Here is a 20,789-nt window from a genome sequence, read left to right as displayed (position 1 = left end):
TCAGAACAGGGATCCCTGATTGCCGGGCTCTTTGGCCTTGGCCGCCGGCTTGGCTACGGCTTTCGGTTTTGCCGTGCCGGTGATCGCCACCGCATCGGCGACGCCGTCGGCGAACTCGAGCGAAAGCGCCATTCCCGACGCCACATCGGCAGCCTGCTTGATCACCGCGCCATCCGCATCCCTCACCAGCGCAAAGCCGCGCGCCAGGACGGCCTTGTGCGACAGTGTTGCCATCAGCCTGTCGGCCTGGACGACACGGCCGCGCAAACGCTCCAGCCTGAGCACCACTGCTTGCGTGCCGCGTCTTGTCAAAGCTGTCAGCAAATCCCTCTGCACGCGTTGCCGCCGTGCCGTCGGCTCGATCGTGATGCGGCCTTGCAGCATGGCCAGTTGCTGCTTGTGCCGCTGCAGCGATGCCCTGGCACATTTTGGCAATTGATCCGCCGCTCGGTTAAGCTCCGCACGCCGGGCTCTTGCCAACGTGCGCAATGCCCCTTGTGCTCGCAAAAGATTGCGTTCGTTGGTGCGCCGCGCCTCGGCAATGCGCTGCGACAGCATTGCCGGTGTCAGCTTTACGGCAAAAAACCTTGCACGCTTGCGTTCGGTGGAGACCAACAGGCCCCGGCCGAGCCTGGATGTCGCCTCATCGAGGCGTCGGCGCGGCAGCGCCAGCAATTGATCGGGCGAGGGCAGAGCCCGGGCGGCGGCACGGGCAGCCTGCCCTTTGCGCTCGAAATTGCGCAGGACCGCCGCTTTCAGCCGTGCACCGAGGCTGGCAAGCGTTGCTTCGAGATCGGCCTTCACCGGCACGGCGATTTCGGCTGCACCCGTTGGTGTCGGCGCCCGCACATCGGCAACGAGATCGATCAGCGTCCAGTCGGTCTCGTGGCCGACAGCCGAGATCACCGGAATGCCGGAAGCAGCAACCGCGCGGGCGAGCGCCTCGTCGTTGAAGCCCCAGAGGTCTTCGAGGCTGCCGCCGCCACGCGCCACGATCAGCAGATCGGGGCGCTGGATGGCGCCATCCCAGGCCAGCGCATTGAAGCCGTTGACCGCAGCAGTCACTTCCGCGCCCGACGTCTCGCCTTGCACACGCACCGGCCAGACCAGGATGTGCAGCGGAAAGCGGTCCTTGATGCGGTGGATGATGTCGCGGATGACGGACCCTGTCGGCGAGGTGACGACGCCGATCACGCGCGGCATGAATGGCAGCAACCGCTTGCGGCCGGTGTCGAACAGACCCTCGGCCTGTAGCCGCCGCTTGCGCTCCTCCAGCAGCGCCATCAGCGCGCCGGCGCCGGCAGGCTCCAGATTGTCGATGACGATCTGGTAGTTGGACTTGCCGGGATAGGTGGTGAGCTTACCGGTGGCGATCACCTCCATGCCCTCTTCGGGACGGAATTTCAGCCGGCTCATCGTGCCTTTCCACACCACGGCGTCGAGCCGGGCGCGGTCGTCCTTCAGCGCGAAATAGGCATGACCTGAGGAATGCGGCCCGCGATAGCCTGATATTTCGCCACGCACCCGCACATTGCCGAAAACGTCCTCGACCGTGCGCTTCAGCGCGCCGGAAATCTCGCTCACCGTATATTCGGCGGCGTTGGTGCGTGATTCGGATGCTGCTTCGCTCATCGGCCGATTGGGGAACGGTTGGGCGCCGGCGTCAAGGCGGTTGCGTCGGGCCAGCCGTTCATAACCCGCATACCTGACCCTGCCTACCAGCCGGGCAGAATCTGGTTCGGCTTGGTCCGCCGCAGCTTGGTGAAGGCGAGTGCTGCGAAATCGAATGTCCCGGGGTCTTCGCCGACAGGGACGGAGATATTGTCCAGGCTTTCCGAAATATGGCGGGCGAGCGCATCGACGATCTCCGGCCGCGACGTCTGGCCGCGCATGATACCGATGCGGCAGTCGGGCAGGGCGCCGAAGCCGTCGGCTTCGCTCAGCACCCGCATGCCGGGCCGAAGCGCGCATTCCGGCAGCACCGAGATCGCCAGCCCGGAAAGCACCGCGGCGGTGATGACGGTGGCTGAGAAACTGGTGAACAGGATGCGATAGTCGCGGTTCTGCTGGTCGAGCACATCGACGGCGGCGCGCCGCCAGATGCAGTTCGGCCGGCCAAAGGCCATCGGCAGCGTTTCCTGCTCATGCGTCGCATGGTTGGCCGAGGTGACCCACAGCAGCGGTTCGCGCCGCACCACCTCCGACTGGCCGCGTACGTCGTTGTGAGTCACCAGCGCGAGGTCGAGATTGCCGCGCTTGATATGCTCGACCAGCCCCGGCGTCGGCTCGCAGATGACGGTCAGTTCGACGCGCGGATTGGAGCGCGTGAACCGCGCCATGATCTCGGGCAGGAAACGATCGGCATAGTCGTCGGGCGTGCCGATGCGGATCGTGCCTTCGAGCCGCCGGTCATCGAAGGCAGCCAGCGTCTCACGGTTGAGATAGAGCAGCCGCCGCGCATAGGAGAGCAGCTTGTCGCCTTCCTCGGTCAATCTGTTGGTGCGCCCGTCCTTTTCGAACAGCGGCTTGCCGAGTCGCTCCTCCAGCCGGCGCATCTGCATCGAAACCGCCGACTGGGTCCGGTGCACCTCTTCGGCCGCCCTGGTGAAGCTGCCGGTATCGGCAATCGAGATGAAGGTCTGCAATTGATCGAGATCGAGCGGCGATTTCATCGACATGATCCATCACTAGTGTTGATGGTAAAGATTAGAAACATTCGTTGGATTAATCAATCACTCGATGGCAAATTGCTATTGTCCACATGAAGGCATGTGAATCGAAGCCGGAACGGCCGCTGTCGCCAGCGCCGATGCAAGGCTTTGCCCGTTCGAGTCTGAAGGAGACCGACAATGACCACGTTCGATTTCGCCACCGAGACCTCGCGCATCACCTCGCGTCCGGCCGTTGCGACTCGCGTGGCCAACACTGTCTCCAACGTCTACCGCGCCTGGAAAAACCGCCGCGCCTTCTACCGTCTTGGCGAGATGTCGGACGCCGAACTCGCCGATATCGGCCTGACGCGCGCCGATCTGCACGTCGCCATCGACGTGCCGTTTGGCCGCGACCCGACGGCGATGCTGCGCGAAATCGCCAGCGATCGCGTCGAAACGATCGAGGACATCGCCCGCAAGGTGGCCTGATCTGTTGCTTGTTGTTTAGGTCGTGAACCTTTTCGGGGTTCGATGCGACTGACGAGTATGCAGGCTCCCACTCCCTGCCGGATCCCCCCGGCCCGCCTGCATTCTGCCCGGTCCTCCCAGGACCGGGCTTTTCTCTTTCTACCTCAGCGAAGACCGCCTACCGCCGATCCATATCCCGCTTGAACTGGTCGAAGATCGTCTCCACGCCCTTCTGGTAGTCGTCACGCTGCTGGGCGCCGGTCTCGAACATCTTGCCGAACAGGTCGTCGAACGGATTCGTTGGCCTGCCGCTCGGATTGGCCTGTGGCTGCGGTGCCTGACGCTGCTGTGGGGGCGCTTGAGGCTGTTGCGGCGCCGGCTGTCCGCCGGGGATGCCGCCTAAGCCACCGCCACCTTGCCGCAGCATCTCCTCGAAGATTTTCCCTAGCGGATTGTCTCCGTAGGGGCTCTGTGTCTGCTGAGGCTGCGGCTGCGTCCGCCCTTGCGGCTGCGGCTGAGGCGCGCCACCGCCGAACATGTCCTGCAGCACCTTGCCGAGTGCATTTTCGCCGTAGGGATTGGGCTGCGGCTGCGGCTGGCTTTGCGGCTGTGGCTGAGGCGCACCGCCGCCGAACATGTCCTGCAACACCTTGCCGAGCGGGTTGTCCATCGGGTTCTGGGGCTGCGGCGCCTGGCGCGGCTGCGGCGCCGGGGCCTGCATGCCGCCGCCTTGCCGCATCATCTGCTCGATGATCTCGCCGAGCGGATTGTTGCCGCCGCCGCCAAAACCGCCGGCGGCCTGCATCTGGTTTGTCGTCTGTTTGAACAGCCCGCCCATGACCATCGAGGCGATCGCCGGCAGCATCTGCTGCAGGATCTGCTGATTGACGCCGCTGGCTTGCGCCGCCTGGCTGGCCACGGCGCGCGACAGATCCTTCGAGCCGAACAGGTGCCCGAGAATGCCGTTGCCCTCATCGACGCCCTGCGGCGAGAAGGCCCGGCTTGCGTCCTCGAAATACTTGGCGTGCTGGCCGCTGGCCATCGCCGTCATGAAGGCGCCGAGCCCATAAGGGTCGGCGGTGTTGCGCTGCAGCCCCTGCGAAAAGGCGGGCAGCAATGCGGCGACCGCGGCTTGCGTCTGCTGCATCGAAAGCCCGTATTGCTGGGCAAGGGCCTGCATGCCGTTGCCGTTCTGGGCCTGCGTCAGCATGTCGAACAAGGAAGGCATTGGTCTCTCCTCCGGAAATCCTCGCCGAAGAAGCCTAGTTTGTTTCCACTTCCGATTGAAGCGACTTTTGCCGGCCGGTCAGCTTTGCCAAATCCGAGGGTTAATAGGCGTATTCCATGAAAACCGGCTCGATCGAGCCGCCCCAGCGTGTGTGATAGGCCGACAGCATCTCCTCGGCGCTGGTGGTGCCGCGCGCCACGACTTCGTCCAACGTGTTGAGGAAGGAGGTCTCGTCGTAGCCGTCGCGGTTCTTCTTGCCACGGTTCTTCAGCCCCATGCGGGAAATGACCATCACGTCACGCGCGATCTCGCGCAGCGTGGTGTTGCGGAACGGTGCGGAAATGCCTTGTTCCGGCACCGCGTTGCGCATCGCCAGCGTTTCTTCATACGTCCAGCTCGAGGTCAGCGCCTCGGCGGCATCGAGTGCGGCCTCATCATAAAGCAATCCGACCCAGAAGGCCGGCAGCGCGCAGATGCGCCGCCATGGCCCGCCATCGGCGCCGCGCATCTCGAGGAAGCGCTTCAGCCGCACGTCCGGGAACAGCGTTGACAGATGGTTCGCCCAGTCGCCCATTGTCGGCAGCCCGTCCGGCACTTCATTGCGCGCGGCCCCGGCCATGAACTGGCGGAAGGTGATGTGGGTCATGTCGTGATAGCGGTCGTCCCGGATGACGAAATACATCGGCACGTCGAGCGCCCATTCGACATAGTCGGCAAAGCCGAAATCGGGCGAGAAGCAGAATTCGAGCAGGCCCGAGCGCTGGTTGTCGGTGTCGCGCCAGATGTCGCCGCGCCAGCTCTGCAGACCGTTCGGGTGGCTTTCGGTGAAAGGCGAATTGGCGAACAATGCCGTCGACAGCGGCTGCAGCTTCAGCGACACCTGCATCTTGCGGCGCATGTCGGCCTCGCTCTCGAAGTCGAGATTCACCTGGATCGTGCAGGTGCGGTACATCATGTCGAGGCCCTTGGTACCGACCTTGGGCATGTAGCGCGTCATGATCTCGTAGCGCGATTTCGGCATTTTCGGCGTCTCGGCCAGCGACCATTTCGGGCTGCCGCCGAGGCCGAGGAAGCGGATGCCCATCGGCTCGGCGATCTCGCGCACCTGCGCCAGATGGGCGTTGCCCTCCCGGCAGGTCTGGTGGATCGTCTCCAGCGGTGCGCCGGAAAGTTCGAACTGGCCGCCGGGTTCCAGCGAAATCGCTCCCTGACCGGTCGGTTCGACCAAGCCAATGATGCGGCCGTCATCGACGATCGGGTCCCAGCCGAGCTTTGACTGCATGCCTTCGAGAATGGCGCGGATGCCGCGCTCGCCGCCATAGGGGACCGGTGCATTGCCGTCGACATAGAAGGGGAATTTCTCGTGCTCGGTGCCGATGCGCCACTTGTCGCGCGGCTTGTTGCCTTCGGCCAGATGCTCGACGAGTTCGTCGATGCCTTCGATGGGCCGGAAATCGGTTGTGTCGCGCGCCATGATCAAGCCCTCAGAGGCGGTTGGAGAACCGCCGGCGCTAAATGGACGAAATGTCAGTAGCCGATCAAGCGAAAAATCCTGAGCCACAGGTCAACAGGAATTGAACCTTACCGCGCTCACCGTCCCTTGCAAGAGATGACGTTTCACCAGTCTCCGACTGTCGCCTGCATCACCGCGAGCGCGGCCACCGCCGCCGTGTCGGCGCGCAGGATGCGTGGGCCGAGCGGAATGGCGGTGACGAAGGGCAGGGCGCGCAGCATCTTGCGCTCGTCGTCGGAAAAGCCACCCTCCGGCCCGACCAGCAGCCCAAGCTTCTTTTCCTTGACCGCCTGCAGCGCGGCCAGCGGATTGTTGGTCGAAGCATCCTCATCGCAGAAGATCAGCCGTCGCTCTGTGTCCCAGCCGGTCAGCAAACGGTCGAATTTTTCGGCTTCGTGCACCTGAGGTACCGCCAAGATGCCGCATTGTTCGGCGGCTTCGACGACATTGGCGCGCAGGCGATCGATCGACGGCTTGGCCACTTGCGTGTGCTGGGTGATGACCGGCTGCAGGACGCCGGCGCCCATCTCGACCGCCTTCTGCACGAGATAGTCGAGCCGGCCCTGCTTCAGTGGCGCAAAGCAGTAGACGAGATCGGGCAGCGGCGGCTGCGGTCGCTGCAGCGCCGACACCTTCAGTCGAACCGACCTTTTCGTCTTCGCCGCGATGGCCGCCGACCACTCGCCGTCGCGGCCATTGAACACCAGGATTTCGGCGCCTTCGCCAAGCCGCAGCACATGCAGGAGATAGTGGCTCTGCTGTTGGCCGGCGTCGAACTCGATGCCCGGCGCGAGATCGTCGGGCACGAACAGACGTTGCATCTTGTAATTGGCGCGCATCGCCGAGGAATGAGCGAGCCGGCTGCCGGCGTCAAGCCTCGGCGGTCGGATGCCACACCGGCCGAAAGCCATACCCCAGCACGGCGAGCGTTGTGGCCGGCGTCAGCAGCGAGAGTGTCTTGCCGTTGAGCAGGCCGAAATCGCCGGGATGCCCATACCCGGCAAACGACCAGCGCAGCGTTTTGCCCCGACGCAAAGCATAAACCGTGGCGCCATCCGCGACCATGGCGCCGTCCGGCAGGCCGGCAAGGTCTTCAACCGCAACCACTGGCGGCCTGCCGCCCGAGGCCAGCCGCTCCTTGTGCAGCGGCCTGTCGACCATCGGCGCGCGCGGCTCGGCGATGCCGAAAGCTTCGCCGAAGCGGCTGACGAAATCCCTGGCCCGTTCGCGCTGGCAAAAGAAGCAGGGGCGATGCCCGGCAGCCAGTGCCGTCACCTCGTCGAGGAAGAACAGCTCGGTCCAGCCCGCTTTGCCGCCCTTCCTGTTGCGGCCCATCGGTTCGCGCCGCACATCGCGGAATTGGCAGACGCAGATGATCCAGGCCTGAAGCGCCCAGCGCTTTTTCTTGAGCGTCTTCGTCTCGGGATCGTGGAGGATGCCGCGATTGCCGGTGAACAGGCCGCGATCAGGCACGGCGTGGATGGTACCGAACGGATCGACCCGGTTCTGCAGTGGCATAGTTTTCTCTCCGGACACGCATCTTGGCTGCAATGCGAGCGGCATGATATCGCTCGTCGCATCTTTTTCATGTCAGCAGGGTTTTGTGATGCGGGTGCTGGTGGTCCAGAACTACGACAATACCGGCCTCGGCCAGGTCGGCGCAGCACTTGCGGAAGCGGGTGCCGATCTCGACCTGCGTCTCCCTTACAGGGGCGATCCCCTGCCGGACGACGCGGCCGGTCATGATGCCATGGTGGTGCTCGGCGGTGGCCAGAATGCGCTGGCCGACGATGAGTACCCCTATTTCCCGGCGCTGCTCGAACTGACCCGCGATTTTGCCGACAAGGATCGCGCCGTGCTCGGCATCTGCCTCGGCAGCCAGCTCGTCGCCCGTGCCTTCGGCGGCGAAAACCGCATCGGCGGCGCCAATGAGTTCGGTTGGCGCGGCGTATCGCTGACGGCGGACGCCAAGGCCGATCCGGTGCTGGGGGCGCTGCCGGAGAAATTCCCGATCTTCCAGTGGCATGACGACACCTTCGTGCTGCCCGAGGCCGCCGTGCGGCTCGCCGGCAACGATGTCGCCGAGAACCAGGCGTTTCGCGTCGGACGCGCCGTCTACGGTTTCCAGTTTCACTTCGAGGCCGACCGGCCGATGGTCAAGGACTGGAGCACATCCTTTGCCCCGACCATCGCCGCCCGCCATCCCGACTGGGCCGGCAAGCTCGATGGCGAAATGGCCCGCAACGGACCCGATGCGGATGCCGCGGGTCTGGCCATTGCCCGCGCCTGGGTAGCGACCATCTGAGCGTTGGTCTCTCTGCACCCTCCAGCGTGACATAATTGGCACGCGGCGGTGAAACCGCCTGGGGAAAACCGTTTCATTCTTGGCTTGTGTCCGCCCGCCATCCTAGAAGGCGCGCGCTCTGCATCTTCTGTGCAACGGCTATGAACCTTTGTGTGACCCGCGCGACACACCGTTGATACAGAACATGCCTAGAAGCGCAAAATCGTCGAAACTTTGAAGCGAATTCTCCGTTTCAACGCATTGGTAACCGCCTGGTGCACAGATGCAGAAAGCTCAACAAGAGATGACCTCCGTGAAAGCAGCGCTTCTGTCCTTTGCCATGTTGTCCGCCATCGTGCTGTGCGGTCTCGGCATCTATGCCGCCGACGCAGCCAACAACCACAACGCCGTAGACGGTTACGGCGTCACCGCCTCGCTGCGCTAAAGGCGGGAAGCGTCTTTCGCGTCTTCCGACGCGCGACGCTCAAGCTTCCTTGATCGTCATTGTCAGGATGCGTTTGTCCGCGCCGTCGACGACGAGCGCGCTCAGCATGCCTGACTGCCAGGCAAGCGAGTCGATATTGACGCGGTTGGCCATCACTTCCGCCTCCGGCACCGGGGTGTGGCCGTGCACCACGATCTTCGGATAAAGGTCGGTGTGGTTGTGGAAGACGTCGCGGATCCAGATCAGGTCCTGTGGGTTTTGCTTCTCCAGAGGATTACCCGGCCTGATGCCGGCATGACAGAAGAAGAAGTCCCCGAAAATCGCGGAGAACGGCAGTGACCGCAGGAAGTCGATGTGGCTTTGCGGCACGGCCTCGACCAGGGCCTGATGTCCTTTGCGCACGGCCGATTCAGCCTTGCCGAACCATACGCTGGTGCCTTCACTGATCGCCACGCCGTAGGACTGTGCCGTCTGGATGCCGCCGAACCGGATGAAAAGCCCTTCCGGGTCAGGGGTCTTGAGAAAGTCGAGAAAACCGATGTCGTGGTTGCCGGCCAGCATCAGGTGACGAGGGTCGCGCTCTTGCGCTTCGATCAGGAAATCGATGACGCCCTTCGAGTCCGGCCCGCGGTCGACATAGTCGCCAAGATGGATGATGCGCCAGTCGGCAGGCGCCTCCTGCTCGATCTCGGCCCTGATGCGCAGATGCATGGCGGCCAGAAGGTCGAGCCGGCCGTGGACGTCGCCGATCGCATAGAGACGCATGCCGTCCGGCCCATGCGCGTCGAGAAAATGGATGCCGGGTTCTGCCAATTTTTCGGTGCCTCCGTGGTCAGGCGGTCACGGGACCTGGCGCCGGAGCTGGTCCTTGCCCATGTCGGTGACCAGACGCTTTCCGCATAGCGCCAGCGTGATGTCCATCTCCTTGCGGATGATTTCCAACGCCTTGGTAACCCCTTCCTTGCCAAGCGCCCCCAGGCCGTAAAGAAATGGCCGCCCGATATAGGTTCCCTTGGCACCGAGGCAAAGCGCCTTCAGCACATCCTGGCCGGAGCGGATGCCGCCATCCATATGCACTTCGATCGTGTCGCCGACCGCGTCGGCAATCTCTTCCAGCACGCTGATCGACGACGACGCACCATCGAGCTGGCGCCCGCCATGGTTGGAAACGATGATCGCGTCGGCGCCGGTCTTGGCCGCCATCAGCGCGTCCTCCTTGTCGAGAATGCCCTTGAGGATCAGCTTGCCGCCCCAGCGCTCCTTGATCCAGGCGACGTCCTTCCACGACAGATGCGGGTCGAACTGCTCCGTCGTCCACGATGCCAGCGAGGCCATGTTGCCGACGCCCTTGGCGTGGCCGACAATGTTGCGGAAGGTCCGCCGCTTCGTGCCGGCCATGGCGGCGCACCAGTGCGGGCGGATGGCCATGTCGACGATGTTCGTCAGCGTCAGCTTGGGTGGCGCGGAAAGCCCGTTGCGGATGTCCTTGTGGCGCTGACCGAGAATCTGCAGGTCGAGCGTCAGCACGAGCGCCGAGCATTTCGCCGCCTTTGCCCTGTCGATCAGGTTGAGCACGAAATCCTTGTCACGCAGCACATAGAGCTGAAACCAGAACGGCTTCGTGGTTACCGAGGCGACATCCTCGATCGAGCAGATGCTCATCGTCGACAAGGTAAACGGCACGCCGAATTCCTCCGCCGCCTGAGCCGCCAGCATCTCGCCATTGGCGTGCTGCATGCCGGTCATGCCGGTTGGCGCCAATGCCACCGGCATCGACACTTTTTCGCCGATCATCGTCGACGCCAGCGAACGGTTGTCCATGTCGACGAGCACGCGCTGGCGGAACTTGATCTTCTGGAAGTCCTCTTCGTTGGCCCGATACGTGCCTTCGGTCCACGAACCGGAATCGGCATAGTCGAAGAACATCTTCGGCACGCGCCGGCGGGCGAGGTCCTTGAGGTCGGCGATGGTCAGGATCTGGCTCATGGGTTCCCGTCTCGATAGCTAGGAGCGTTTGCGTGCTGGTTCTGTATCGGTGGCGTCGACGCGCTGTTTCAACCTCAGTCGCGAGACGCGCTGCCAGTCGCCGCTGCGCTCGGCCTCCGCCATCGACCGTTCGACATAGGTGATGTGGTCCATCGCCGCTTGCCGGGCAGCATCCGGATCGCCGGCCTTCACCGCCGCATGGATCGCGCGGTGCTGCGCGAGCAGGGCGTCGCGCGCGCCGGGCACGCTGAACACCAGCAGCCGGTTCTGGAACACGCCCTCCGACAACAGCCGGTAACAGGAGCGCAGCGTGTGCAAAAGGATGATGTTGTGCGCGCATTCGCAGATCGCGTGGTGGAACTCGACATCGATCTCGGCTTCGTCGTCGAAGTCGCCGGTCCGGTGCGCATCGTCCATGCGTGCCATGATCTTGTCGAGCAGCGCCATGTCGTCCGCAGTGGCGCGCCGTGCCGCGTATTCAGCCGCGACCCCTTCGATCTCGCGGCGGTATTCCAGATAATCGGTCACTGCCTTGCGGTGCATCGAGATCAGGTCCGTCACCGGCTTGGTGAAAAGCTGGCCGATGACATCGGCGACATGCGTGCCGCCGCCGGGCCTTGTCGTCAAAAGGCCGCGTCCTTCCAGTGCCTTCAGGGCGTCACGCAGGATCGGCCGGGATACGTCGAACTGGCGTGCAAGCTCGCGCTCGCCCGGCAGCCGGTCGCCGGTGCGCAGCACGCCTTCGAGGATGAGGCTCTCGATCTGCTGCACCACCTCGTCGGCGGTGCGCGAATGCTCGATCCTGGAAAAAATGTCGCTCAACAGAATGCCTGGAAGGTGAACCGGTGTCGCAGAATAGAGCCTGCCTCGCCAACTGGTCAAATTATTTATCCAATTGACAAAAGCGTGCCGATTTTTCGCCCTGATGCCATCATCTTCGGCTAACTTTGCTGTTTGCGTCATAAGGCCATTGGCACTAGAGGGACGCACGTGCAAGAGGGTTCAAGGAACCCAGGGAACAAGCCGTGTCAGACGACCCGTCCGATCTCGAATTCCAGCCGCGCGCCAAGGGCAGCGTCATGGGCTTTCCCGCGCATGAGGGGCGGCCCGGCGCACTCGGCGAGGTTCATGCCCGGCCGCATCCGCTGATCGAAAAGCCACGCGTCCTGATGCAACTCGCCTTCATGACGGAGGGTGGCTCCGGCGTCGACCACGCGGTGCTTTCCGAACTGTCGCGGCGCCTCGGCATCGCCGCGCCCGACCGCCAGGCCCGCCACCATGCCATGAAATGGGGCAAGGGCTCGCTGCGCTGGGAGCGGCACACCGAATTCTCGACCTATTTGTGGGAAGGGCCGCTTTCCGAAAGCGGCAGGACGCCGGAGGACTCCCCGTTCGGCAACGGGTTCTCGCCGCCGGGAACCTGCATCTCCGGCATCAGGCTCGAAATCCGCAAATGGACGCAAGCGAGCGAGCAGCTGATAGCCGGTTTCGATCCGACCAGCCTGTGCTACTCGCTGGTCGAGCGCGGAAACGCCGCCATCGTCACCGATTTTCGCCAGGATGGCGATGGCCTGACCCGCATGCTGCTGCTCGATCGCGGCTTGACCCCGGCGCGCACCGGCGCGTTGTCGCAGCGGCTTATCGATATCGAAACCTATCGGACGCTGGCCATGCTCGGCCTGCCGCTGGCGTTGACCTTGTCCGGCCGCGCCCGCCGCATCGAAGACCGGCTGGCGCAGACCACGCTGGAGATGAAGGTCGCCGGGACACGCGACAGCCAGACCTTGCTGGCCGATCTGACCGAACTTGCGGCGGAGCTGGAGGCGGACGCGGCATCGAGCCTTTACCGCTTCGGCGCCAGCCGCGCTTATGACGGCATCGTCGGCGAACGGCTGGAGGCGCTCGAGGAAGAGGCTGTGCCCGGTTATGACACATGGCGCGGGTTCCTGCAGCGCCGTGTGGCACCCGCAATGCGCACCTGCCGCTCGGTCGAGGAGCGGCAGGAAAATCTGTCGCGAAAACTGACCCGCGCCACGACGCTGCTGCGCACCTGGGTCGATGTCGAGGTCGAGAAGCAGAACCGCGACCTGCTTGCCTCGATGAACAACCGCGCCCGCCTGCAACTGCGCCTGCAGCAGACCGTCGAGGGGCTCTCGGTCGCCGCCGTCTCCTATTATGTGGTCGGCCTTGTCGGCTATGTCGCCAAGGGCGCCTCGATCTTCGGCCATGCCTTCGCGCCGGAGATCGTTACCGCTGCTTCGGTGCCTGTCGCCATCCTGCTGGTCTGGTGGGGCGTACGCCGTGTGCGCCGGATGCATTCCGAGCCCGGCAAGCCGCCCGGCGAATAGATCTGCTCACCCTCCCCTTGTGGGGAGGGTCGGCTCATGATCGCAGCGAAGCGAAGATCGTGAGACGGGGTGGTGGTCCTCGTAGAGCGCCGCGCGGACCCCCACCCCGCTCGCTTCGTTCGCGACCCTCCCCACAAGGGGAGGGTGAGAGAGCGGCAGATTGCCGCTGAGGAAGCTTGCCTCAGCCTTGAAGCGGATTCCCCGCCGCCACAGGATTTGCACCCAACGCGCTTCACTGGTAAAAGATTTTGACCAGTCAAGCGAAATGAGGCTGCTGATGTCCGGCTTGGCCATGCCGAAACCAGACGACGCCACGATGCGCCGGCGCGACGAGATCGTCGCCGACATGCGCATCATCGTGCCGGGTGAGGGCGTCGTCGACGCCGCCAATTCCATGCGCGCCTTCGAGAGCGACGGCCTGACCGCCTATCGGCAGCTGCCGCTGGTTGTCGTGCTGCCGCAAACGGTGGCGCAGGTTTCGCGCGTGCTGAAATACTGCAACGACCGCAACATCCGCGTCGTGCCGCGCGGCTCCGGCACCTCGCTGTCGGGCGGCGCGCTGCCGCTCGAGGACGCGGTGCTTTTGGTCATGAGCCGCTTCAACCGCATCCTCGGGATCGATTTCCCCAATCGCGTCGTCGTTGCCCAGCCGGGCGTCACCAATCTCGGCATCACCACCGCCGTCGAGCAGGAGGGCTTTTACTACGCCCCCGATCCATCCTCCCAGATTGCCTGCTCGATCGGCGGCAATGTCGCGGAGAATTCCGGTGGCGTGCACTGCCTGAAATACGGCCTTACCGCCAACAATGTGCTCGGCATCGAGATGGTGCTGATGAATGGCGAGGTGGTGCGGCTGGGGGGCAGTCACCTTGATGCGGAAGGCTACGACCTGCTCGGCGTCATGACCGGCTCCGAAGGGCTGCTCGGCGTCGTCACCGAGGTTACCGTACGCATCCTGAAGAAGCCGGAGACGGCACGTGCACTGCTGATCGGCTTCCCGACCAGCGAGCAGGGCGGTCAGTGCGTTGCCGACATCATCGGCGCCGGCATCATCCCGGGCGGCATGGAGATGATGGACCGGCCGGCGATCCATGCGGCGGAAGATTTCGTTCATGCCGGCTATCCCCTCGATGTCGAGGCGCTGCTGATCGTCGAGCTCGACGGCCCCGGCGTCGAGGTCGATCATCTGATCGGGCTGGTCGAGGCGATCGCCTACAAGAACGGCTCGACCACCTGCCGCATTTCGCAGTCGGAACAGGAACGGCTGAGCTTCTGGGCCGGCCGCAAGGCGGCGTTTCCGGCCGTTGGCCGCATCTCGCCCGACTACTACTGCATGGACGGCACCATCCCGCGCAAGGAGCTGCCGCGCGTGCTCGCCGGCATGCGCGAGCTGTCGGAAAAATACGGTCTCGGCGTCGCCAATGTCTTTCATGCCGGCGACGGCAATCTGCATCCGCTGATCCTCTACGATGCCAACGTACCGGGCGAACTCGACAAGGCCGAAAGCTTCGGCGCCGACATATTGCGGCTCTGCGTCAAGGTCGGCGGCGTCTTGACCGGCGAACACGGTGTGGGCGTGGAAAAACGCGACTTGATGCCGGAAATGTTCACCCAGATCGATCTCGACCAGCAGATGCGGGTCAAATGTGCCTTCGATCCCAACCATCTGCTCAACCCGGGAAAAGTGTTCCCGCAGCTGCGGCGATGCGCCGAGCTTGGGCGGATGCACATTTCCGGCGGCAAACTGCCGTTCCCAGACATTCCGAGGTTTTGAGGGATATGTCGGCGCTTGAACACCCCCCTCTGTCCTGCCGGACATCTCCCCCGCTAGGGGGGAGATTGGATGTCGTTTTGGCTTTCGCCAATCACCAAGGTTTGAAAGGCGCGGTCGTGCGAGCTGCCAATCTCCCCCCTTGCGGGGGAGATGTCCGGCAGGACAGAGGGGGGTGTGAAGAAACGCGGCCGATGTGGCCTTCCCCGCTTCGCTGGGCGAGGAACAGGGGTCGCCCATGACCACCTTCACCCCGACCACCTCATCCGAAGTCCCCTCCACCGTCGCCTGGGCAGCGGCGGAAGGCTCGCCGCTGGAAATCCTCGGCCACGGCTCCAAGCGTGGCATCGGCCGGCCGCTGCAAACCGAACACACGCTCGACCTGTCGAGGCTCACCGGCGTCACGCTCTATGAACCGGCTGAACTGGTGCTGTCGGCAAAAGCCGGCACACCGCTGGCCGAGATCGAAAAGCTGCTGGCGGAAAACGGCCAGCAGCTTGCCTTCGAGCCGATGGACTACGGCCCACTGCTCGGCGGCGAAGCTGGCAAAGGCACAATCGGCGGCGTGCTCGCCGCGAACCTCTCCGGTCCGCGCCGGCTGAAGGCGGGCGCGGCGCGCGATCATATCCTGGGCATCAATGTGGTGTCCGGGCGCGGCGAGGCCTTCAAGTCGGGCGGTCGCGTGGTCAAGAACGTCACCGGCTATGACATGTCCAAGCTGATGGCCAACAGCTGGGGCACGCTGGCCGCCTTCACCGACGTCACCTTCAAGGTGCTGCCGGCAGCCGAGACCGAAGTCACGCTCGCCATCCGTGGCTTGCTCGACGATGCCGCTGCCGCCGCCATGGCCCTGGCGCTTGGCTCGAGTGCTGAAGTGTCGAGTGCCGCCCATCTGCCGGAGCGGATCGCCGCGCGCGTCGCCGGCGGCAGTCTCGGCAGCGAGGCCGCCACGCTGCTGCGTGTCGAGGGTTTCGGCCCGTCGGTTGCCTACCGTATTGCCGCGCTGAAAACGCTGCTCGGCAAGGCCGGGCCGCTGCAGGAGATTGCCGGTGAAACCTCACGGCTGATCTGGCGCGATGTGCGCGATTGCAGGCCCTTCGCCGACAACGGCGAGAAACCGGTCTGGCGTGTCTCGATGACGCCGGGACAGTGCCACCAGATGGTCCTGACACTGCGCATGCAGGCCGCCGTCAGCGCCTTCTATGACTGGCAGGGCGGGCTGGTGTGGCTGCGCATGGAACAAGGCGACCCGGAAGCCGCCCTGCTGCGCGGGCTGTTGAGGAAACATGGCGGCGGCCATGCGACGCTGGTGCGTGCCGCACCTTCGCATCGCGCCGCTCTGCCGGTGTTCGAGCCGCAGCCGCCGGCGCTTGCCGCACTAGCGGTGCGCCTGAAACAGGAATTCGACCCGAAGAATATCCTCAATCCCGGCCGAATGGCCTAGGACATCAGCGATGCAGACCAATTTTTCGCTTGCCCAGCTTGCCGATCCGCATGTCGCGGAATCGGAAAAGATCCTGCGCAAATGCGTGCATTGCGGCTTCTGCACCGCCACCTGCCCGACCTATGTGACGCTTGGCAACGAGCTCGATTCACCGCGCGGGCGCATCTACCTGATCAAGGACATGCTGGAAAACGGCCGTCCGGCCGACAAGGAGATCGTCACCCATATCGATCGCTGCCTGTCCTGCCTTGCCTGCATGACCACCTGCCCGTCGGGCGTCAACTACATGCATCTGGTCGACCATGCCCGCGCCCATATCCAGGAGACCTACAAGCGGCCGCTGCTCGACCGCCTGACCCGCGCCATGCTGGCCTTCGTGCTGCCCTATCCCCAGCGTTTTCGCGCCGCGCTCAAGCTGGCGAAGCTGGGCAAGCCGTTTATGGGCTTGTTCGACAAGGTTCCGGCGCTGAAGCCGCTGAGTGCGATGCTCAAGCTCGCGCCGGCCTCGATCCCGACAGCATCGTCGATAGCTTCACCTGGCATCCATGCCGGGCAGGGGAGCAAAAGAGGCCGCGTCGCCATCCTCACCGGCTGCGCGCAATCGGTGCTCGATCCCGCCATCAACGACACCACGATTTCGCTGCTGACGCGGCTCGGTGTCGAGGTCGTGGTGCCACCGGGCGAGGGCTGCTGCGGGGCGCTGGTTCATCATATGGGGCGCGAGCAGGCCGCGCTTGCCTCTGCGAGGCAGAATGTCGATGCCTGGACGCGCGCCATCGAACAAGGCGGGCTCGATGCCATCGTCATCACTGCCTCCGGCTGCGGCACGACGATCAAGGACTACGGCTTCATGCTGCGGCTCGACCCGGCCTATGCCGACAAGGCGGCGCGCGTTTCGGCGCTGGCCAAGGACATTACCGAATATCTCTCGACCTTCGACCTGCCTGAACCGGCGCGCAAGCCGGGCACGGTCGTCGCCTATCACTCGGCCTGTTCGATGCAGCACGGCCAGAAGATCACCCGCCAGCCGAAGGAACTGCTCGCCAAGGCCGGCTTCATCGTGCGCGAGCCGCGCGAAGGGCATTTGTGCTGCGGTTCGGCCGGCACCTACAACATCCTGCAGTCCGAAATCTCGGCCAAACTGCGCGACCGCAAGGTGACAAACATCGAGGCGACGGGGGCTTCGATCGTCGCCACCGGCAACATCGGCTGCATCACCCAGATCGCTTCCGCCGCCAAGCTGCCGGTGGTGCACACGATAAAACTGCTCGACTGGGCCTATGGCGGACCGATGCCGGAAGGGGTCCCCGAGGAAAGGCTGGTTGCGGCTGAGTAGCGTGGCGTTGCCGCTGTCAGAGTTAACGGCAAGTCTCCCTCATCCGGCCGCTTCGCGGCCACCTTCTCCCCGAGGGGAGAAGAGGTTTGCGCCGGCGGTGACAATCTCCTCTCCCTCGGGGAGAGGTCAGCCGAGCGAAGCGGAGGCTGGGTGAGGGGGCTGGCGCCGCTCTGTGCTTACTCCGCCGCGAGCCTGTCCGCCGTGCCGTAGGTCGCCTCATAGAGCGCGCGCTGGCGGCTGAGCGCGACCATGGTGTTGCGCAGCAGGATGGCGACCGTGATCGGGCCGACGCCGCCCGGCACCGGGGTGATCCAGGAGGCGACCTCGCGGACGCTCTCGGTGTCGACGTCGCCGACGATGCGGCTTGAGCCGTCGGGGCCGATTTCGGAATTGATGCCGATGTCGATGACGGCCGCACCCGGCTTGACCATGTCGGCCTTGATCAGCCGCGGCTTGCCGACGGCGACGAACAGCGCATCGGCACGTCGCGCATGGGCGGCGACCGACCGCGTCATGTGGTGGCACACGGTCACCGTCGCGCCTTCGCTCATCAACAGGAAGGCGATCGGCTTGCCGACGATTTCCGAATGGCCGACGATGACGACTTCCAGCCCCTTGAGGTCGGGGCCGGTTTCCTTGAGCAGTTCGACCGAGGCCGCCGCCGTGCAAGGCGCGAGATCGAGCTGGTTGTAGACGATGTTGCCGATCGAGGCCGGATGCATGCCTTCGACATCCTTGAGCGGATGCACCGCCGCCTGCAGCGTCCTGATCGGGATATGCACTGGGACCGGCCGCTGAATGATGATGCCGGTGACGCGCGGATCGGCATTCAGGCCGTGAATGGCCGCTTCCAACTCGCCTGCCGTGATGGTGGCGGGAAAGCGCCGTTCCTCGAAATCGATGCCGGCGAGCTCAGCCTTGGCGCGCTGGTTGCGTACATAAACATCCACCGCATCGGTGTCGCCGACGGTGATCGAGATCAGCTTGGGCGGAAAACCCTCGGCTTTGGCGATCGCGGCGTCCTCGCGAACGGCGGCGATGATGCGCTGGGCGACCGGGCCGCCCTTGAGATAACGGCTGTCTTCGGACAGGAGCATGGGTGAACTCTTTTGTGGAACTAGCCACCGAGATAGCAAAAGAATGCGGTAAAGGGCAGCACGAAAGCGAACCGCTATGCCCGTTGCGCGACGCGTGGGTGACCTTTGCCCTCGATTTCTGCTCAAAAACGGAAAGGGCAGCGCGGTTTCCCGTGCTGCCCTTCCTGACCGGCCGCATCCCCATACGGCCCGTCCCCCGTTGTCCCTAACCGGCTCGAAAAGCGGACTGCTTTGCCGGCCAAGTGATTCGCAAGACCTACTATATCACCTCGACCGTGGTTCCGACATTGACCCGTTCATAGAGGTCGACGACGTCCTCGTTGCGCATGCGGATGCAGCCCGATGACACCGCACCGCCGATCGTCCACGGCTGGTTGGTGCCGTGGATGCGGTACTCGGTCGTGCCGAGGTAGAGCGCGCGGGCGCCAAGCGGGTTCTCCGTGCCGCCGGCAAGATAGGTCGGCAAATAGCGGCCCTTGGCGGCTTCACGCTTGATCATCTGCGCCGGCGGGCGCCAGTCCGGCCATTCGCGCTTGTTGGTGATCTTGTGCGTACCCGACCATTCGAAGCCCGGCTTGCCGGTGCCGACGCCATAGCGCCTTGCCTTGCCGTTCTTCTCGACCAGGAAGAGGAAATTCTGCGTGGTGTCGATGACGATCGTGCCCGGCTTCTGGCCTCCGTCATAGTCGACTTCCTGCGGCAGGTAGATCGGGTTGATCTGAGGACGCGCGACCATGCGCTTGGCCGGCGGCTGCACCGCCGCCGTCTGCACCCGGTCGGGCTGCGCCGGGCGCAGGCGCCGCTGTTGCTGGACGACCTGGCGGTTCTGGCGCACGATGCCGGGTGCCTGGCCAAGCTGCAGCACCCAGGGTGCGGAAAGGTCGGGGCTCACCATCACCGGCGGCCTGTCGGCATAGCGGTCGCCGGCGGTTGAGGGTGTGACGCCGGCGGCAAACACAGCCACGGCGCCGAGCACGGGAAACAGAACTGTCTTCATCGTAACGCACCTTGATCGTCTGATACAAAACGGGTGGAAACGTCCTCCCGGTTCGGCGATCATTGGCGCGCAAGCAGCAACCGAAACATGAATCGGAATGCGTAAAATGCGGAACTGTCGGTAAACCTTTTGGTGTGGTTACCGCCGGGTTCAGGAATCTGGTAAAGCCGCAGTAAATGCCGCGCAAAAGCGCGTTAACGAACGGATTTTGGCTTATGGACAAGGAAAACACCGGACTGCTCGCCGGTCCCGATGGTGTCGCGCGCTGCTTCTGGCACGGCAATCTGCCCGACTATCTGCACTACCACGATCATGAATGGGGCCGGCCTGTGGCCGACGACCGCAGGCTGTTCGAAAAGATCTGCCTCGAAGGCTTTCAGTCTGGCCTGTCGTGGCTGACCATTCTGCGCAAGCGGGAGAATTTTCGCGAAGCCTTCGCCAATTTCGAATTCGACAAGGTCGCCGCCTTCACCGACAAGGATGTCGAGCGCCTGCTCGGCAATGCCGGCATCATCCGCCATCGCGGCAAGATCGTCTCGACCATCAACAACGCCAAGCGCGCCCGCGAAATGGCCGACGAGTTCGGCTCGCTGGCCGCCTGGTTCTGGAAGTTCGAACCCGGCAAGGAGGAGCGGCCGCAGATCGTCGATCTCGCCCATCTGCGCGCCAACCCGACCACGGCGGTCTCGGTGCGGATTTCGAAGGAGTTGAAGAAACGCGGCTGGAGCTTCGTGGGGCCGACCACTGTCTACGCCTTCATGCAGGCGATGGGCCTGGTCAACGACCATCTCGAGGGCTGCATCTGCCGCAAAGAGGTCGAGAAGCAGCGGAAGGCGTTCAAAAGGCCGAAGTAGCCCCTCTACTTCCGGTAAAGCGAGTAATTTCAGGTGCCGTTGGCGCTGGCCAGCACCAGGCCGGCGACGATCGCCACCACCGTGGCCACGGTCGGATAGATCACCAGCAGGCCGGTCATCAACGCGTCGCGCATGGATGGGCCTTTGCCGGTGTCGGCCGGCACTTCGAACGGGCCGGCAGCCTGGCTGACCATTTTCGGAGCGTGGATGTCGGCCGGGCGCAAGCGCGCGGGCAATTCGCCGGCTTCGCCATCAATAGCGTAAAATCTTGCTGTGCTGACCATGGCCCCGAGCCCTCATTTACCCCGCCTTATCGGCGACGATTGTGTCGGCACGATGCCGCACCCGTGTCGGGATTGTTTCATTT

The 20,789-nt window shown here is 64.1% G+C and carries 20 protein-coding genes; 8 read left to right on the top strand and 12 right to left on the bottom strand.

Going from position 1 to position 20,789, the window contains the following annotated elements; translation table 11 throughout:
- Complete coding sequence (xseA, locus tag EOA19_RS02490; RefSeq protein ID WP_128302579.1) at positions 1 to 1,632, bottom strand: exodeoxyribonuclease VII large subunit; 1,632 nt, start codon at positions 1,630 to 1,632, stop codon at positions 1 to 3.
- A gap of 83 nt (positions 1,633 to 1,715) precedes the next feature.
- On the bottom strand, positions 1,716 to 2,672 hold the full coding sequence (locus EOA19_RS02485) for a LysR substrate-binding domain-containing protein (RefSeq protein WP_027035580.1): 957 nt from the start codon (positions 2,670 to 2,672) through the stop codon (positions 1,716 to 1,718).
- A gap of 177 nt (positions 2,673 to 2,849) precedes the next feature.
- Between EOA19_RS02485 and EOA19_RS02480 the strand changes: the two genes are divergently transcribed.
- The gene (locus EOA19_RS02480) at positions 2,850 to 3,140 is read left to right on the top strand and encodes a DUF1127 domain-containing protein (RefSeq protein ID WP_023809037.1); all 291 of its coding nucleotides are present in this window, start codon (positions 2,850 to 2,852) and stop codon (positions 3,138 to 3,140) included.
- Between the two features lie 157 nt (positions 3,141 to 3,297).
- On the opposite strand, the gene EOA19_RS02475 is transcribed toward EOA19_RS02480, so the two are convergent.
- From EOA19_RS02475 to EOA19_RS02460, 4 genes are all read right to left on the bottom strand, one after another.
- On the bottom strand, positions 3,298 to 4,347 hold the full coding sequence (locus EOA19_RS02475) for a DUF937 domain-containing protein (RefSeq protein WP_128302578.1): 1,050 nt from the start codon (positions 4,345 to 4,347) through the stop codon (positions 3,298 to 3,300).
- A gap of 100 nt (positions 4,348 to 4,447) precedes the next feature.
- Positions 4,448 to 5,821: a glutamate--cysteine ligase gene (locus tag EOA19_RS02470; RefSeq protein WP_127292773.1), complete on the bottom strand. Its 1,374-nt coding sequence runs from the start codon at positions 5,819 to 5,821 to the stop codon at positions 4,448 to 4,450.
- 143 nt (positions 5,822 to 5,964) lie between these two features.
- Entirely contained in the window at positions 5,965 to 6,699 is a 735-nt protein-coding gene (locus tag EOA19_RS02465) for a 16S rRNA (uracil(1498)-N(3))-methyltransferase (protein ID WP_128302577.1), read from the bottom strand.
- Between the two features lie 31 nt (positions 6,700 to 6,730).
- On the bottom strand, positions 6,731 to 7,378 hold the full coding sequence (locus EOA19_RS02460) for a hypothetical protein (protein ID WP_128302576.1): 648 nt from the start codon (positions 7,376 to 7,378) through the stop codon (positions 6,731 to 6,733).
- An 88-nt stretch (positions 7,379 to 7,466) separates the two neighbouring features.
- On the opposite strand from EOA19_RS02460, the gene EOA19_RS02455 reads away from it, so the two are divergent.
- Together EOA19_RS02455 and EOA19_RS36355 are read left to right on the top strand one after the other, a co-directional pair.
- Positions 7,467 to 8,165, top strand: a complete 699-nt coding sequence (locus EOA19_RS02455; protein WP_127292765.1) for a type 1 glutamine amidotransferase — start codon at positions 7,467 to 7,469, stop codon at positions 8,163 to 8,165.
- Positions 8,166 to 8,457: 292 nt separating this feature from the next.
- A complete protein-coding gene (locus EOA19_RS36355; protein WP_013893872.1) occupies positions 8,458 to 8,589 on the top strand; it encodes a hypothetical protein in 132 nt (43 codons plus the stop codon).
- 39 nt (positions 8,590 to 8,628) lie between these two features.
- Here EOA19_RS36355 and EOA19_RS02445 read toward each other — a convergent pair whose 3' ends face one another.
- From EOA19_RS02445 to EOA19_RS02435, 3 genes are read right to left on the bottom strand one after another with little or no spacing between them, the layout of a single operon-like run.
- Positions 8,629 to 9,402, bottom strand: coding sequence for a metallophosphoesterase family protein (locus EOA19_RS02445; RefSeq protein WP_128302575.1), 774 nt, complete (start codon positions 9,400 to 9,402; stop codon positions 8,629 to 8,631).
- 27 nt (positions 9,403 to 9,429) lie between these two features.
- Complete coding sequence (locus EOA19_RS02440) at positions 9,430 to 10,575, bottom strand: alpha-hydroxy acid oxidase (RefSeq protein ID WP_023809030.1); 1,146 nt, start codon at positions 10,573 to 10,575, stop codon at positions 9,430 to 9,432.
- Positions 10,576 to 10,593: 18 nt separating this feature from the next.
- A complete protein-coding gene (locus EOA19_RS02435) occupies positions 10,594 to 11,397 on the bottom strand; it encodes an FCD domain-containing protein (protein WP_023809029.1) in 804 nt (267 codons plus the stop codon).
- 203 nt (positions 11,398 to 11,600) lie between these two features.
- On the opposite strand from EOA19_RS02435, the gene EOA19_RS02430 reads away from it, so the two are divergent.
- From EOA19_RS02430 to glcF, 4 genes are all read left to right on the top strand, one after another.
- Positions 11,601 to 12,923 (top strand): DUF3422 family protein, encoded by a 1,323-nt coding sequence (locus EOA19_RS02430; RefSeq protein ID WP_023809028.1) that lies wholly within the window; start codon positions 11,601 to 11,603, stop codon positions 12,921 to 12,923.
- Positions 12,924 to 13,200: 277 nt separating this feature from the next.
- Positions 13,201 to 14,697 (top strand): FAD-linked oxidase C-terminal domain-containing protein, encoded by a 1,497-nt coding sequence (locus EOA19_RS02425; protein WP_023809027.1) that lies wholly within the window; start codon positions 13,201 to 13,203, stop codon positions 14,695 to 14,697.
- 235 nt (positions 14,698 to 14,932) lie between these two features.
- Positions 14,933 to 16,138, top strand: a complete 1,206-nt coding sequence (locus tag EOA19_RS02420; protein WP_023809026.1) for an FAD-binding protein — start codon at positions 14,933 to 14,935, stop codon at positions 16,136 to 16,138.
- Between the two features lie 10 nt (positions 16,139 to 16,148).
- Entirely contained in the window at positions 16,149 to 17,474 is a 1,326-nt protein-coding gene (glcF, locus tag EOA19_RS02415; RefSeq protein WP_023809025.1) for a glycolate oxidase subunit GlcF, read from the top strand.
- A gap of 176 nt (positions 17,475 to 17,650) precedes the next feature.
- Here the strand turns inward: glcF and EOA19_RS02410 are convergent, their stop codons facing one another.
- Together EOA19_RS02410 and EOA19_RS02405 are read right to left on the bottom strand one after the other, a co-directional pair.
- Complete coding sequence (locus EOA19_RS02410; RefSeq protein WP_023809024.1) at positions 17,651 to 18,571, bottom strand: bifunctional 5,10-methylenetetrahydrofolate dehydrogenase/5,10-methenyltetrahydrofolate cyclohydrolase; 921 nt, start codon at positions 18,569 to 18,571, stop codon at positions 17,651 to 17,653.
- Between the two features lie 259 nt (positions 18,572 to 18,830).
- On the bottom strand, positions 18,831 to 19,568 hold the full coding sequence (locus EOA19_RS02405; RefSeq protein WP_023809023.1) for a L,D-transpeptidase: 738 nt from the start codon (positions 19,566 to 19,568) through the stop codon (positions 18,831 to 18,833).
- Between the two features lie 215 nt (positions 19,569 to 19,783).
- Between EOA19_RS02405 and EOA19_RS02400 the strand changes: the two genes are divergently transcribed.
- Complete coding sequence (locus tag EOA19_RS02400; RefSeq protein ID WP_023809022.1) at positions 19,784 to 20,422, top strand: DNA-3-methyladenine glycosylase I; 639 nt, start codon at positions 19,784 to 19,786, stop codon at positions 20,420 to 20,422.
- Positions 20,423 to 20,451: 29 nt separating this feature from the next.
- Here EOA19_RS02400 and EOA19_RS02395 read toward each other — a convergent pair whose 3' ends face one another.
- Positions 20,452 to 20,706 (bottom strand): hypothetical protein, encoded by a 255-nt coding sequence (locus EOA19_RS02395; RefSeq protein WP_023809021.1) that lies wholly within the window; start codon positions 20,704 to 20,706, stop codon positions 20,452 to 20,454.
- Between the last annotated feature and the right edge of the window lie 83 nt (positions 20,707 to 20,789).

It is taken from the genome of Mesorhizobium sp. M7A.F.Ca.US.010.02.1.1, from assembly GCF_004023085.1.
In the GTDB taxonomy this organism is placed as follows: Bacteria; Pseudomonadota; Alphaproteobacteria; order Rhizobiales; family Rhizobiaceae; genus Mesorhizobium.
The sequence above is the reverse complement of the archived record's forward strand: the minus strand, read 5'-3'. Positions and strand labels throughout refer to the sequence as shown.